General features: G+C 67.6%; 16 protein-coding genes. 15 read left to right on the forward strand and 1 reads right to left on the reverse strand.

From position 1 onward, the window contains the following. The first annotated feature begins 78 nt into the window (after positions 1 to 78). The 15 genes from ACFDTC_RS08200 to cysE all read left to right on the forward strand — a co-directional run bounded on the left by ACFDTC_RS08200 (position 79) and on the right by cysE (position 12,245). Entirely contained in the window at positions 79 to 621 is a 543-nt protein-coding gene (locus ACFDTC_RS08200) for an HK97 family phage prohead protease (RefSeq protein ID WP_375258391.1), read from the forward strand. A 30-nt stretch (positions 622 to 651) separates the two neighbouring features. Then, positions 652 to 1,833 (forward strand): phage major capsid protein, encoded by a 1,182-nt coding sequence (locus ACFDTC_RS08205; protein WP_375258392.1) that lies wholly within the window; start codon positions 652 to 654, stop codon positions 1,831 to 1,833. A gap of 162 nt (positions 1,834 to 1,995) precedes the next feature. Continuing rightward, on the forward strand, positions 1,996 to 2,592 hold the full coding sequence (locus ACFDTC_RS08210) for a head-tail connector protein (protein ID WP_375258406.1): 597 nt from the start codon (positions 1,996 to 1,998) through the stop codon (positions 2,590 to 2,592). Beyond that, the gene (locus tag ACFDTC_RS08215) at positions 2,589 to 2,930 is read left to right on the forward strand and encodes a head-tail adaptor protein (protein ID WP_375258393.1); all 342 of its coding nucleotides are present in this window, start codon (positions 2,589 to 2,591) and stop codon (positions 2,928 to 2,930) included. Before ACFDTC_RS08210 ends, ACFDTC_RS08215 begins: the two co-directional genes overlap by 4 nt. After that, on the forward strand, positions 2,927 to 3,331 hold the full coding sequence (locus ACFDTC_RS08220) for a DUF3168 domain-containing protein (RefSeq protein WP_375258394.1): 405 nt from the start codon (positions 2,927 to 2,929) through the stop codon (positions 3,329 to 3,331). The genes ACFDTC_RS08215 and ACFDTC_RS08220 overlap by 4 nt, the downstream gene beginning before the upstream one ends. A gap of 49 nt (positions 3,332 to 3,380) precedes the next feature. Further along, complete coding sequence (locus ACFDTC_RS08225; protein ID WP_375258395.1) at positions 3,381 to 3,800, forward strand: phage major tail protein, TP901-1 family; 420 nt, start codon at positions 3,381 to 3,383, stop codon at positions 3,798 to 3,800. A gap of 2 nt (positions 3,801 to 3,802) precedes the next feature. Next, the gene (locus tag ACFDTC_RS08230) at positions 3,803 to 4,135 is read left to right on the forward strand and encodes a gene transfer agent family protein (RefSeq protein WP_375258396.1); all 333 of its coding nucleotides are present in this window, start codon (positions 3,803 to 3,805) and stop codon (positions 4,133 to 4,135) included. Then, on the forward strand, positions 4,122 to 4,322 hold the full coding sequence (locus ACFDTC_RS08235) for a rcc01693 family protein (RefSeq protein WP_375258397.1): 201 nt from the start codon (positions 4,122 to 4,124) through the stop codon (positions 4,320 to 4,322). Before ACFDTC_RS08230 ends, ACFDTC_RS08235 begins: the two co-directional genes overlap by 14 nt. After that, positions 4,319 to 4,981, forward strand: a complete 663-nt coding sequence (locus tag ACFDTC_RS08240; RefSeq protein ID WP_375258398.1) for a phage tail tape measure protein — start codon at positions 4,319 to 4,321, stop codon at positions 4,979 to 4,981. Before ACFDTC_RS08235 ends, ACFDTC_RS08240 begins: the two co-directional genes overlap by 4 nt. A gap of 12 nt (positions 4,982 to 4,993) precedes the next feature. Further along, a complete protein-coding gene (locus tag ACFDTC_RS08245; protein WP_375258399.1) occupies positions 4,994 to 5,626 on the forward strand; it encodes a TIGR02217 family protein in 633 nt (210 codons plus the stop codon). Beyond that, positions 5,626 to 6,513 (forward strand): DUF2163 domain-containing protein, encoded by an 888-nt coding sequence (locus ACFDTC_RS08250; protein ID WP_375258400.1) that lies wholly within the window; start codon positions 5,626 to 5,628, stop codon positions 6,511 to 6,513. Before ACFDTC_RS08245 ends, ACFDTC_RS08250 begins: the two co-directional genes overlap by 1 nt. Continuing rightward, positions 6,510 to 6,944: an NlpC/P60 family protein gene (locus ACFDTC_RS08255; protein WP_375258401.1), complete on the forward strand. Its 435-nt coding sequence runs from the start codon at positions 6,510 to 6,512 to the stop codon at positions 6,942 to 6,944. Before ACFDTC_RS08250 ends, ACFDTC_RS08255 begins: the two co-directional genes overlap by 4 nt. Beyond that, positions 6,944 to 10,894, forward strand: a complete 3,951-nt coding sequence (locus tag ACFDTC_RS08260; protein WP_375258407.1) for a glycoside hydrolase/phage tail family protein — start codon at positions 6,944 to 6,946, stop codon at positions 10,892 to 10,894. Before ACFDTC_RS08255 ends, ACFDTC_RS08260 begins: the two co-directional genes overlap by 1 nt. Beyond that, positions 10,891 to 11,226 (forward strand): hypothetical protein, encoded by a 336-nt coding sequence (locus ACFDTC_RS08265; RefSeq protein ID WP_375258402.1) that lies wholly within the window; start codon positions 10,891 to 10,893, stop codon positions 11,224 to 11,226. The genes ACFDTC_RS08260 and ACFDTC_RS08265 overlap by 4 nt, the downstream gene beginning before the upstream one ends. A 209-nt stretch (positions 11,227 to 11,435) precedes the next feature. Next, a complete protein-coding gene (gene cysE / locus ACFDTC_RS08270; protein ID WP_375258403.1) occupies positions 11,436 to 12,245 on the forward strand; it encodes a serine O-acetyltransferase in 810 nt (269 codons plus the stop codon). 32 nt (positions 12,246 to 12,277) lie between these two features. Here cysE and ACFDTC_RS08275 read toward each other — a convergent pair whose 3' ends face one another. After that, the gene (locus tag ACFDTC_RS08275; protein ID WP_375258404.1) at positions 12,278 to 12,517 is read right to left on the reverse strand and encodes a septum formation initiator family protein; all 240 of its coding nucleotides are present in this window, start codon (positions 12,515 to 12,517) and stop codon (positions 12,278 to 12,280) included. Positions 12,518 to 12,519 lie beyond the last annotated feature (2 nt).

Below are 12,519 nucleotides of genomic sequence, written 5' to 3' on the forward strand. Positions count from 1 at the left end.
GTCATCGGCCCGGCCGTGCCGGGACGCAGTCAAGCCGCGGGAGGCCTGCCGCCCGCACGTCATTGAGAAGGGTCTGACATGGATCTCGAACACAAGTTCTGCCGCTTCGACACCGAGGTCACCGTCGTCGAGGGTTTCCGGATCGAGGGTTACGCCTCGCTCTTTGGCGCCTGCGACCAGGGCGGAGACGTGGTGGCGCGCGGCGCCTACGCCGCCAGCCTGAAGCGGCTGACCACCGAAAAGCGCGCGGTCAAGATGCTGTGGCAGCACGACCCGGCCCAGCCGATCGGCGTCTGGGACGAGGTGCGCGAGGACGAGCGCGGCCTCTATGTCAAGGGCCGGCTGCTGGACAGCGTCGAGCGGGGCCGCGAGGCCGCCGCGCTGATCGAGGCGGGCGCGATCGACGGGCTGTCGATCGGCTACCGCACCGTGCGTGCCGCCAAGAACGAGAAGGGCCTTCGGGTTCTGAGCGAACTGGAGCTTTGGGAAGTCTCGCTGGTGACCTTCCCGATGCTGCCCAGTGCCCGCGTGGCGTCCAAGGGCGAGGACCCTTCGGATCCCAGCTGGCGCGAACTGGCGCAAGTCCTCGAGGACGCGCGCCGCAACCTGGCGGGCGTCTGACGCGCGCCACTCATGAGGGAGCCAATGTCCATGAGCGCATCCGAGATTTCGTCTCGGACCGGGGAAGATGTGTCTCCGGTCGCCCGGGTGAGTGCCGCGATGGCGGGACTGATCGGGGATTTCAAGGCCCTCCAGGCCGACCTTCAACAGAAGCTTCACAAACAGGAAGAGCGACTGACCATGCTTGATCACAAGAACGCCCGCGTGGCCCGCCCGGCGCTGTCCACCTCTGCAGCCGAGCTCGACGCGCCGCACCAGAAGGCGTTCGACGCCTACCTGCGCTCGGGTGACGACGACGGCCTGCGCGGCCTGGAATTCGAGGGCAAGGCGCTTTCGACGGCGGTGAACTCCGACGGCGGCTTCCTGGTCGACCCGCAGACCTCGGCGATCATCAAGTCGACCCTGGCGTCGACCGCGTCGATCCGTGCGATCGCCAACATCGTCAACGTCGAGTCGTCGTCCTTCGACGTGCTGATCGACCAGAACGACACCGGCGCCGGCTGGGCCGACGAGACCGGTGCCACGGCCGAGACCAGCACGCCGACGATCGACCGGATCTCGATCCCGCTCTACGAGCTGAACGCGATGCCGAAGGTGTCGCAGCGCCTGCTGGACGACACCGCCTTCGACATCGAGACCTGGCTTGCGACCCGCATCGCGGACAAGTTCGCGCGGTCCGAAGCGTCGGCCTTCGTGAACGGCGACGGCATCGACAAACCGCGCGGCTTCCTGAACCACACCGCTGTCGTCGAGGACAGCTGGTCCTGGGGTCGCCTGGGCTACATCGCGACCGGGGTTGCTGACGGCATCGGCAGCGGCGACGCGCTGATCGACCTGGTCTACGCGCTGGGTGCGGTCTACCGCGCGAAGGCGAGCTTCGTTATGAACTCGCGCACCGCCGGAGCGCTGCGCAAGCTGAAGGATGCGGACGGACGCCACCTGTGGTCGGACGGTTTCTCGACCGGCGAGCCCGCGCGCCTGCTGGGCTATCCGGTGCTGATCGCCGAGGACATGCCCGACATCGGTGCCGATGCAACGCCGATCGCCTTCGGCGATTTCGGCGCCGGCTACACCATCGCCGAGCGTCCCGACCTGCGCATCCTGCGCGACCCGTTCAGCGCCAAGCCGCACGTCCTGTTCTACGCCACCAAGCGGGTCGGCGGTGATGTGAGCGACTTCGCGGCGATCAAGCTGCTGCGCTGCACCGTCTGATCTGCCTGAGACGGTCGGCCGGGCCTGAAAAGTCCGGCCGGCCCGGGCGCGCGCATCAACGGTCACGTCGGCCAGCAGCTCCCCTCCGCACGAGCGGCGTGGGCGGCGCGCGTCCACCTCTGCTTGCCTGCGGAACGCGGGACGGGATTTCGGAGAATGAACATGATCTTGCTGGAAGAAACTCAGGTTGCGGACGCGACCCTTCCGATCGCCGAATTGCGGCAGCATCTGCGCTTGGGGACCGGTTTTGCCGAAGACTCTCTGCAGGATCCCGTGCTGGGCTCTTTCCTGCGGGCCGCGATGGCCGCGATCGAGGGGAGAATCGGCAAGGCGCTTCTGTCGCGCCGCTTCGTGCTGCGGCTGAATGCATGGCGCGGCGACCGGGCACAGCCTCTTCCGGTGGCGCCGGTCACCCGGATCGAAAGCGTGACGCTGGTCGACGCGGACGGCGCGATCGTCGCGACCGTCTCGGCGGACCGCTGGCGGCTGGAGGAGGACACCTATGCGCCGGTTCTGAAGGCGCGCGGCGCTTCGCTTCCGTCGATTCCGCGCGACGGCCGGGTCGAGATCCGCTTCGACTCGGGCTACGGCGAAGCGTTCGGCGCGATCCCGGCCGACCTGCGCCAAGCGGTTCTGCTTCTGGCGGCGCATTACTATGAGTATCGGGACGAGACCACGCTCAGCCAGGGGTGCATGCCGTTCGGCGTGACCAGCCTGATCGCACGGTACGTTCCCATGCGCATGGGGTTCGGCGCATGAGCGCCGTCGTTTTGAACCGGAGGCTGGAGCTGGAAGCCGGTACTCTGGCCGAGGATGGCGCGGGCGGTTTCGAACGCAGCTGGAAGGCGCTCGGCACCCTCTGGGCGGAAATCCGTCCGCGCACCGGGCGCATGACCTCGGACAGCGATGCGGGCTCGCTCTCCGTTGCCGGCTTTCAGGTGATCATCCGCGCAGCGCCTGACGGCCACAGCGGGCGACCCGTGCCCGGTCAGCGTTTCCGGATGGGCAAGCGCGTCTTTCGCATCGATGCCGTGACCGAGGACGAGCCGGCGATCCGCTACCTTCTCTGCCACTGTGTCGAGGAGGTCGCATCATGAGCTATGCTCTCGCCGCCCCGCTGCAGATGGCCGTCTACCAACGGCTCATCTCGGATGAGACGCTCGACGCGTTGGTCGGTGGCAACGTCTTCGACGCGGTCCCGCAGGGTACGCTGCCGCGTCTCTACGTCGCCTTGGGCGCCGAGACAGTCAAGGACGCCGGCGACGCGACCGGCGCCGGCGCCTGGCACGAGTTCGTCATCTCGGTCGTGAGCGAGAATGCCGGCTTTCAGAACGCGAAGGAAGCGGCCGCAGCGATCAGCGACGCGCTCGACGGTGCGGACCTTGCACTGAGCAGGGGGCGACTGGTTGGCCAGTGGTTCCGACGCGCGAAGGCCGCCCGCGAAGGCGGGCAAAGACGGATCGACCTGACCTTCCACGCGCGCGTGGAAGACGCCTGACCCTGAACGGCACGGTCATCGCGCCGCACAATCAACGATGGAGAATACGATGGGTGCACAAAACGGCAAGGATCTGCTGGTCAAGGTCGACCTGACCGGAGGCGGTCAGTTCGAGACCATGGCAGGCCTGCGCGCGACGCGCGTCAGCTTCAATGCCGAGCAGGTCGACGTCACGACCCTCGAATCTCAGGGCGGCTGGCGAGAGCTGCTGTCCGGTGCCGGCGTGAAGTCGGCGAACATTTCGGGGTCCGGCGTGTTCAAGGACGCGGGCACGGACGAGCGCGCGCGCCAGATTTTCTTCGACGGCGAGACGCCGAACTTCCAGGTGATCATCCCTGATTTCGGCACGGTCCAGGGTCCCTTCCAGGTCACGGCGATCGAGTACGCCGGATCGCACAACGGCGAGGCGACTTACGAAGTGGCGTTGGCCTCGGCGGGCGCGCTTCAGTTCACGGCGCAACCAGTCTGATCATGGCCAATCCGTGGAGAGGGGAAGTGGCGCTTGTCATCGACGGCGAGCGTCACCGGATGCGCCTGACCCTGGGCGCGTTGGCCGAACTCGAGGCCGGGCTGGAGAGCGGATCGTTGATCGATCTCGTGCAGCGCTTCGAGCGCAGCGCCTTCTCGACGCGGGATGTGCTGGCGCTGATCGTCGCGGGCCTGCGCGGCGGTGGCTGGTCCGGTCGTGCGCAAGACCTGCTGAGCGCCGAGATCGAAGGCGGGCCCATGGCGGCGGCGCGTGCGGCTGCGGAGCTGCTGGCACGGGCGTTCATGCTGCCGGAGCAGGCCGATGGCGCCGTTTGACTGGCCCACCCTGATGCGCGCCGGCATGCGAGGCCTTGGGTTGCGACCCGCCGAGTTCTGGGACCTGACGCCAGCCGAATTGCAGCTGCTGCTTGGGCAGGAAGGTGGCGGAGCGGCGATGGACCGCGACCGGCTTTCCGAGTTGATGGCCGCGTTTCCCGACCGCGATGAAGGAGTATCGCCATGAGCGATTTCGACAAGCTGACCGACTTGGGCGACGAGGTCGAGGTGTTGGAAAAGTCTCTAACCGGCGCGGTCGGCATGGCATCGTCCTTTGATGCCGAACTGCGTCGCATCAACCAGACGTTCTCGACCACGGGCCGCAACGCTGCGCGCCTCGAGGCGTCTTTGTCACGCGGCGTGGCGCGCGCGATCGACGGCGTCGTGCTCGACGGCATGAAGCTGTCCGACGCGTTTAAAGCCGTCGCTGATTCCATGATAAACACCGCTTGGCGGGCCGCCGTGAAGCCAGTGTCCAACCACTTGGGCGGCATGCTAGCGGGCGGCTTAGGCGCGATCCTCGGCGGCGCAACGCCTTTCGCGAGCGGGGGCGGCTTCGCGCAGGGGCGCGTCATGCCATTCGCCACAGGCGGTGTCGTGAATGGCCCTACGGCATTTCCGATGCGAGGTGGCATGGGCCTGATGGGCGAGGCGGGTCCGGAGGCGATCATGCCGCTCAGCGGCGGCCCTGACGGCAAGCTGGGCGTCCGGGCACAGGGTAGCTCGCGTCCGGTGACCGTCGTGATGAACATCTCGACCCCCGACGTTCAGGGCTTCCAGCGCAGCCAAAGCCAGATCGCCGCGCAGATGAGCCGAGCGCTCAGCCGTGGCGGCCGCAACAGGTAATCGGAGAGACACATGGCCTTCCATGACGTGAGATTTCCCGCCGACCTCAGCTTCGGCTCCGTCGGCGGGCCCGAACGGCGCACAGACATCGTGCAGCTGACCAGCGGGTTTGAGGAGCGCAACACACCCTGGGCGCATTCACGGCGCCGCTACGACGCGGGGCTGGGCCTGCGTTCGCTCGACGATGTCGAGGCGTTGATCGGCTTCTTCGAGGCGCGTCAGGGGCAGCTGCACGCATTCCGCTGGAAGGACTGGGCCGACTACAAGAGCTGCGCTCCGTCGCGTGCGATCGCGCCGGACGACCAGGTCATCGCGCGGGGCGATGGCACCACCCGATCGTTCCAGCTCGTCAAGACCTATCGCTCGGGCTCGGAAAGCTATGCGCGCCCGATCACCAAGCCCGTCTCGGGTACGGTTGCGGCTGCGGTTCAGGACGTTCCCCTTTACGAGGGCGTTGATTTCGAGATCGACGAGACCACCGGGATCGTCACGTTCGTCGAACCGCCCCTGGCCGGCGCCGAGATCAGCGCCGGGTTCGAGTTCGACGTGCCTGTGCGGTTTGACATCGACCGGATCCATGTCAGCGTCGCGAGCTTCCACGCTGGGCAGGTGCCCGACGTGCCCGTCGTCGAGGTTCGGGTCTGATGCCCGGCGTCGACGCTCTTCAGACGCATCTCGCGTCCGGCTCGACGACGGTGGCCCGCGCTTGGGCGGTCACGCGCACGGACGGCGTGCGGTTCGGCTTCACCGATCACGATCGGGATCTGACATTCGACGGTTTGGTCTTCCGCGCCGACACCGGGTTGTCCGCGCGGGCGCTGCAACAGGCGACCGGCCTGTCCGTGGACAACACCGAAGCGATGGGCGCGTTGTCCGACGTCTCGATCCGGGAGGCGGACATTGCTGCCGGAAGGTTCGACGACGCCGAGGTCACGGCTTGGTTGGTCAATTGGGCCGACGTTTCGGCCCGGCGCATCATATTCCGGGGTCATATCGGCGAGATCCGGCGCGGCGCAGGCGCATTCCACGCGGAATTGCGCGGACTGACCGAGACACTGAACCGGCCGGTTGGGCGCGCCTACCAGAAGCCTTGTCCGGCCATTCTCGGCGATGCCGAATGCCGTTTCGACCTGTCGAGGCCGGGCTACCGTTTCGAAGGCGCCGCATCTTCCGTCACCGACAACCGCGTCTTCGACCTCGGCTCGCTGCCGATGTACGCGCTCGGCTGGTTCGCGCGCGGCCGCTTGCGCGTGCTTGACGGCGAAGCGGCGGGACTGTCCGCCGCGATCAAGCGTGACGGGCTGGACGCCACCGGAGCCCGCGTCATCGAGATCTCTCCGCCGCTGCGGGCGACGGTGCGGGCCGGCGACCGCGTCGTCATCGACGCAGGCTGCGACAAGCGTTTAGAGACATGCCGGCTGAAATTCGCGAACGCGCTCAACTTCCGGGGCTTTCCGGACCTTCCCGAGGAAGACTGGATGGTCGTCCAGCCCGCGCACGCCAAGCGCCTCGGCGGCGGGAGCCGGCGATGAGCGCCGTCGTCGACGCCGCGCGCGGCTGGATCGGCACGCCGTACGTTCACCAAGCATCGGCGAAAGGCGCCGGAACCGACTGTCTCGGGCTTCTGCGCGGGGTTTGGCGGGAATTGCTGGGCGCCGAACCAGCCGCCCTGCCGGCCTATACCCGGGACTGGGGCGAGACCGGCGGAGAGGAACTGCTGCTTGCGGCCGGTCGGACGCACCTGCGCCAGCGTACGCTGGACCGGCCGTTGTCGGGCGACGTGCTCTTGTTCCGGATGCGCGACCGCGCGATCGCGAAGCACGTCGGCATCCAGGCGCGCGTCGGTCCCGAGGCGAGCTTCATCCATGCCTATACCGGGCACGGTGTCATCGAAAGCCCGCTGAGCAACGCCTGGGCGCGCCGCGTCGTGGCGCGGTTCGTCTTTCCCATGGAGTACGAGTGATGGCGACCATCCTTCTTTCTGCGGCCGGTGCGGCGATAGGCAGCACGTTCGGCGGCAGCGTGCTCGGCTTGTCCATGACCGCGGTCGGACGCTTCGCCGGAGCAGCCGTCGGGCGCCGCCTCGACCAAAGCCTGCTGGGACAGGGGTCCGACGCAGTCGAGACGGGGCGCATCGACCGGTTCCACCTGACCGGAGCCGGCGAAGGCACGCCGATCGCACAGGTTCTGGGCCGAATGCGGGTCGGCGGACACGTGATCTGGGCGAGCGAATTCATCGAGCATGTCCGCGAGCGCGGTGGGGGCGGCGGCAAGGGTGCGCCGGCTACTCCGGGCGTGCGGGAGCACAGCTATTCGGTCAGTCTCGCCCTCGCACTGTGCGAGGGGCAGATCACCTCGATAGGACGCGTCTGGGCGGATGGCGCTGAAATTGCGACAAACGACTTGAACATGCGGGTCTACCCGGGAACCGCAGACCAACTGCCCGATCCCAGGATCGAAGCCGTCGAGGGCGTCGGTCTGGTGCCGGCATATCGCGGCACCGCCTACGTCGTCATCGAGGATCTCGACCTCGGGCGCTTCGGCAACCGGGTGCCGCAGTTCAGCTTCGAGGTCGCGCGGCCCGACCTGGCCGAGACCGATCCACTACCGTCGAAGATCCGCGGCGTCGCGATCGTCCCGGGTACCGGCGAATATGCGCTCGCGACCGCTCCGGTTCAAATGAACTATGCCGACGCATCCGCGCCTTTCGCGGATTTCGGCGCGCGGCGCGCAGTGATCAACGTCAACAGCCCGGTCGGAGAGCCCGACTTCAACGTCTCGCTGGATCAGCTGCAGTCCGAACTGCCGAATTGCGGTACGGCTTCGTTGGTCGTGAGCTGGTTCGGCGACGATCTGCGATGTGGCGCGTGCACCATCCGTCCGAAGGTCGAACAGGCGGTGCATGACGCCAGCTCGATGCCTTGGCACGTCAACGGTCTGTCGCGCGACTCTGCCGACACGGTTCCCTTGGCTGACGGACGCCCTGTCTACGGTGGAACGCCAACCGATCAGTCGGTGGTGCAGGCGATAACGCGCATGCGCGAGCAAGGACTCGCGGTGATGTACTACCCGTTCATCCTGATGGACCAGATTGCCGGCAACGGAAAGACGGACCCGTGGACCGGCGCGACGGACCAGCCGGTTCTGCCTTGGCGTGGCCGTGTCACCACAAGCATTGCGCCGGGTCGCACGGGGTCGCCCGACGGAACGGCGGACGCCGATGCCGAGGTTGCCGCCTTCTTCGGGTCAGCAACGGCGCAGGATTTCGCGGTTGCCGATGGCAAGATCACCTATTCCGGGCCCGACGAGTGGGGGTACAACCGTTTCGTCCTGCACCAGGCAGCCCTGTGCGCGGTCGCGGGCGGGGTCGAGTCGTTCTGCATCGGGTCCGAGATGCGCGGCCTCACGCAGATCCGTGGAGCGTCGGGCTTCCCCGCAGTCGTGGAGCTGCGTGTGCTGGCCGCGGAATGCCGCGCGCTGCTGGGGCCCGACGTCAAGATCGGCTATGCCGCCGATTGGTCCGAGTATTTCGGTTACCACCCGCAGGACGGCAGCGGCGACGTCTACTTCCACCTCGATCCGCTCTGGGCGGACGAAAACATCGACTTCGTCGGCATCGACAACTACATACCGCTCTCGGACTGGCGCGAGGGCAACGATCACGCCGATGCCGCATGGGGCTCGATCTACGACCTCGGCTATCTGAAATCTAACATCGAAGGCGGTGAAGGCTACGACTGGTACTATTCCGGCCCGGAATCCCGCGCCGCCCAGCGGCGCATCCCGATCAGGGATGAGGCGCACGGCGAGGATTGGGTCTTGCGCTACAAGGACCTGCGCGGCTGGTGGGAAAACCCGCATCACGAGCGGATCGGCGGCGTGCGTCAGGCCGAGGCGACTGCGTGGGTTCCCAGGTCCAAGCCCTTCCGTTTCACCGAGTTCGGCTGCGCCGCGATCGACAAGGGTGCTAACCAGCCCAACAGGTTCCTTGACCTGAAAAGCTCGGAAAGCGCTCTGCCGCATTATTCCAACGGCATGCGCGACGAACTGATGCAGCACCAGTACCTGGCCGCAATGGTCGAATACTGGAACGATCCCGCGAACAACCCGGTTTCCGATCTCTATGACGGCCCGATGCTGGACATGGACCGCGCCTATGCCTGGGCTTGGGACGCGCGCCCGTACCCGTGGTTCCCGGGCAACGAGGCGCTGTGGACGGACGGCCCCAACTACCGACGCGGGCACTGGCTGAACGGGCGCGCCTCGTGCCGTACGTTGGCTTCGGTGGTGACCGAGATCTGCGCGCGGGCGGGCCTCACGCGGATCGACACTTCGGATTTGCACGGCTTCGTGCGCGGATATGCTATTCCCGATCTGGCCGATGCACGGCAGGCTCTGCAGCCGCTGATGCTGGCCTACGGATTCGACGCAATCGAACGTGACGGCATGCTCAAGTTCCGCATGCGCTCCGGCACCGGCGCGATCGACCTGTCGCAAGAGGAAATGGCCGACCTCGACGAGATCGACGGCGTGATGCTGGAGACGCGCGAGGGTGAGGCCGAGATGACAGGACGCGTCCGGCTGAAATTCGTGCTTGCCGATGGCGATCACCAGATCGCCGCCGAAGAGGCCGTGCTGCCCGACGAGCGTACCCATGCGGTCGCGCAAAGCGAGATGCCATTGGCGCTGACGCGCGCCGAAGGGCGGCAGATTGTCGAGCGCTGGCTGTCCGAAGCGCGCGTCGCGCGCGACACGTTGCGCTTCGCTTTGCCGCCGTCGCAACTGGCCGTCGGGGCCGGCGACGTCGTCCGCGTGCAGACCGCCTCGGGGCCGGTGCTGGCGCGCGTCGACCGGGTCGAGATCACCGATCGCCAGATCATCGACGCGGTCCGGATCGAACCGGACGTATTCAAGCCGTCGGACTTCCCCGATGAAAGCCCGCCGCTGCGGCCGTTCACCCAGGCCGTGCAGGTGTCGCCGGTGTTCCTCGACCTGCCGCTCATGACCGGCGACGAGACGCCCCATGCGCCGCACCTGGCGGTCACGGCGACGCCGTGGCCCGGCGCCGTCGCGCTCTACGACGCGGCGCAGGACGCTGGCTACGCGCTCAACGGGATGGTCCCGGCGCAGTCGGTGATCGGCGTGACCGAGACGCCGCTCGTCGCAGCCCGGCCGGGGCTGGTCGACCGCGGCGCGCCGCTCGAGGTGCGGCTGTTCTCGGGCGCGCTGCAGTCGATATCGGACACGCAGCTTCTGGCCGGCGGAAACCTGATGGCCATCGGCGACGGCTCGGCTGGCAACTGGGAGCTTCTGCAATTCCGCGACGTGTCGCTGCTCGCCGAAGGCCGATGGTCCCTGACGCACAGGCTGCGCGGGCAGGCGGGCAGCGACGGGCAGATGCCGAAGGTCTGGCCGGCGGGCTCGCTCGTGGTGATGGTGGACGGTGCGCCGCGCCAGATCGCGCTGTCCGCGGCGCAACGGCGGGTCGAGCGTCATTTCCGGATCGGACCCGCGACGCGCGCCTACGACGACCCGAGCTATTCCCACCTGACCGCCGCCTTCGCCGGCAATGGTCTTCGGCCGTACCGCCCGGCGCACTTGCGCGCGCGAGACATCGGCGCCACGCACGGGGCAGCCGGGGACCTGCAGCTCGACTGGATCCGCCGCACGCGCGTCGACGGCGATGGATGGGACGGCTACGAGGTGCCGCTGGGAGAGGACCGCGAGGCCTATCTCGTGCGCGTCATGCGCGGCGGCTCGATCCTGCGCGAGGTCGAGACAGCGGAGCCGCGCTGGACGTACCGGGCCGCCGACCGCGCGCAAGACGCGTCCCGCGGACCGGTCGCCATTGCCGTTGCGCAGATCTCGGACCGCTACGGACCTGGCCCTTTCGCCACGCTGGCGGTAGCATGAGCCCGCTCGTCCATGGCGACGTGACGGCTGCGGCGCGCGTGCTGCTGGCGGCGCCCTTCGGCAACCGGCGCGCGCTCGCACGCCAATTGCTGCGCGAGGCGACCTGCGCCGACGCGCACCGCCGGCGGACAGGCCGCGCGCACCCGTTCTGGGGGAACGGCACGCTGATGTCCGCTGCGCTTGCGCATCGCCCACCGCCGGAACCCGCGCTGGACGACCGCGACTACCTGGCGTGCCTGCGGCTGGTGATCGACGTGCTGCTGCAGGACGGCGCCCATCCGGCGCAAGAACGACGCGCGCTGGCTGGGCCGGAGCGCGCAAACGCTGCGTGACGGCGGGACGCGGTGTCTGCAAAGCGGCATCTACGACCGAAAGGCGCCGCGCCTCGTGCGTGGCGCCTTTCCGTTATCAACCACTATTCGACGCAAGCGCCGCCCGCTTCTCGGCGAATTACCATTCCCGAACCACGACCGAATTCCGAATTGCCGTTTCATTCCTCAGGTCCTATCTGTTGGGAAAGGGCGTCAGAGGAGGCAATCGGATGGCCGTCACACGTACCAACATCGCCGAAGCCGATCCCGTCTGGGCGCGGATCACGCGCGAGGCACGCGAAGCGGTGTCCGACGAGCCCCTTCTGGGTGGGATGGTGCACTACTCGATCCTGCACCATCCCACGATCGAGCGCGCGCTCAGCTTCCGCACCTCGCTGAAGCTCGCCAACGGCGAGATGAGCGAACAGATCCTCCGCGAGATCTGCGAAGAGGCCTATGCCGCCGATCCCGAACTGAGCCTCGCCGCGCGCGCGGACCTCGCGGCGACCTACGAACGCGATCCGGCCTGCCACCGTTTCCTGCAGCCGATGCTGTTCTTCAAGGGGTTCCAGGCGGTCCAGGCTTATCGCCTCGCCAACTGGCTCTGGCGCGAAGGGCGCCGCGACCTGGCCTATTTCTTCCAGATGCGCAGCTCCGAGGTATTCGGCGTCGACATCCATCCCGCCGCCCGCCTGGGCAAGGGCATCATGATCGACCACGCCCATTCCATCGTCATCGGGGAAACCGCGGTCGTCGGCGACAACGTCTCGATGCTGCATTCGGTGACGCTGGGCGGCACCGGCAAGGAAGAGGAAGACCGCCACCCCAAGATCGGCGACGGCGTGCTGATCGGCGCGGGCGCCAAGGTGCTGGGCAACATCACGGTGGGTTATTGCTCGCGCATCGCGGCGGGCTCGGTCGTGCTGGACCCCGTACCGCCGTGCAAGACCGTGGCCGGCGTGCCCGCCCGCATCGTGGGCGAGGCCGGTTGCTCGCAGCCCGCGGTGAACATGGATCATCTGCTGCGCAACGAGACCTGAGGAAGGTCGCATGCAAAGCGTTCCGGACGGGATCAGTGGACGACGATCTCGTCCGTCCGCACCAGCCCCAGAACGTCGCGCGCCTGCTGGTCCAGCAGGTCGAGGTCCAGCGCCTCGTCCGACAACCTGTGGGTGAGGTTCTCCATCCGCGTCACGTCCGCGCTCAGCCGCGCCAACTCGACCTCGAGCCGGGCCGCCTCGGTCGCGATCTCGGCGCGGCGGAACAGGCCGTAATCGCCCTGCACCGCGGCAAATACGAAATACGACGACAGCG

It is taken from the genome of Citreimonas sp. (genome assembly GCF_042096055.1).
Classification (GTDB): domain Bacteria; phylum Pseudomonadota; class Alphaproteobacteria; order Rhodobacterales; family Rhodobacteraceae; genus Citreimonas.

What these genes read in the sequence shown, in the direction of transcription:
- ACFDTC_RS08200 (WP_375258391.1), top strand. Translation starts at nt 79, where the DNA reads ATGGATCTCGAACACAAGTTCTGCCGCTTCGACACCGAGGTCACCGTC.
- ACFDTC_RS08205 (WP_375258392.1), top strand. Translation starts at nt 652, where the DNA reads ATGAGCGCATCCGAGATTTCGTCTCGGACCGGGGAAGATGTGTCTCCG.
- ACFDTC_RS08210 (WP_375258406.1), top strand. Translation starts at nt 1,996, where the DNA reads ATGATCTTGCTGGAAGAAACTCAGGTTGCGGACGCGACCCTTCCGATC.
- ACFDTC_RS08215 (WP_375258393.1), top strand. Translation starts at nt 2,589, where the DNA reads ATGAGCGCCGTCGTTTTGAACCGGAGGCTGGAGCTGGAAGCCGGTACT.
- ACFDTC_RS08220 (WP_375258394.1), top strand. Translation starts at nt 2,927, where the DNA reads ATGAGCTATGCTCTCGCCGCCCCGCTGCAGATGGCCGTCTACCAACGG.
- ACFDTC_RS08225 (WP_375258395.1), top strand. Translation starts at nt 3,381, where the DNA reads ATGGGTGCACAAAACGGCAAGGATCTGCTGGTCAAGGTCGACCTGACC.
- ACFDTC_RS08230 (WP_375258396.1), top strand. Translation starts at nt 3,803, where the DNA reads ATGGCCAATCCGTGGAGAGGGGAAGTGGCGCTTGTCATCGACGGCGAG.
- ACFDTC_RS08235 (WP_375258397.1), top strand. Translation starts at nt 4,122, where the DNA reads ATGGCGCCGTTTGACTGGCCCACCCTGATGCGCGCCGGCATGCGAGGC.
- ACFDTC_RS08240 (WP_375258398.1), top strand. Translation starts at nt 4,319, where the DNA reads ATGAGCGATTTCGACAAGCTGACCGACTTGGGCGACGAGGTCGAGGTG.
- ACFDTC_RS08245 (WP_375258399.1), top strand. Translation starts at nt 4,994, where the DNA reads ATGGCCTTCCATGACGTGAGATTTCCCGCCGACCTCAGCTTCGGCTCC.
- ACFDTC_RS08250 (WP_375258400.1), top strand. Translation starts at nt 5,626, where the DNA reads ATGCCCGGCGTCGACGCTCTTCAGACGCATCTCGCGTCCGGCTCGACG.
- ACFDTC_RS08255 (WP_375258401.1), top strand. Translation starts at nt 6,510, where the DNA reads ATGAGCGCCGTCGTCGACGCCGCGCGCGGCTGGATCGGCACGCCGTAC.
- ACFDTC_RS08260 (WP_375258407.1), top strand. Translation starts at nt 6,944, where the DNA reads ATGGCGACCATCCTTCTTTCTGCGGCCGGTGCGGCGATAGGCAGCACG.
- ACFDTC_RS08265 (WP_375258402.1), top strand. Translation starts at nt 10,891, where the DNA reads ATGAGCCCGCTCGTCCATGGCGACGTGACGGCTGCGGCGCGCGTGCTG.
- cysE (WP_375258403.1), top strand. Translation starts at nt 11,436, where the DNA reads ATGGCCGTCACACGTACCAACATCGCCGAAGCCGATCCCGTCTGGGCG.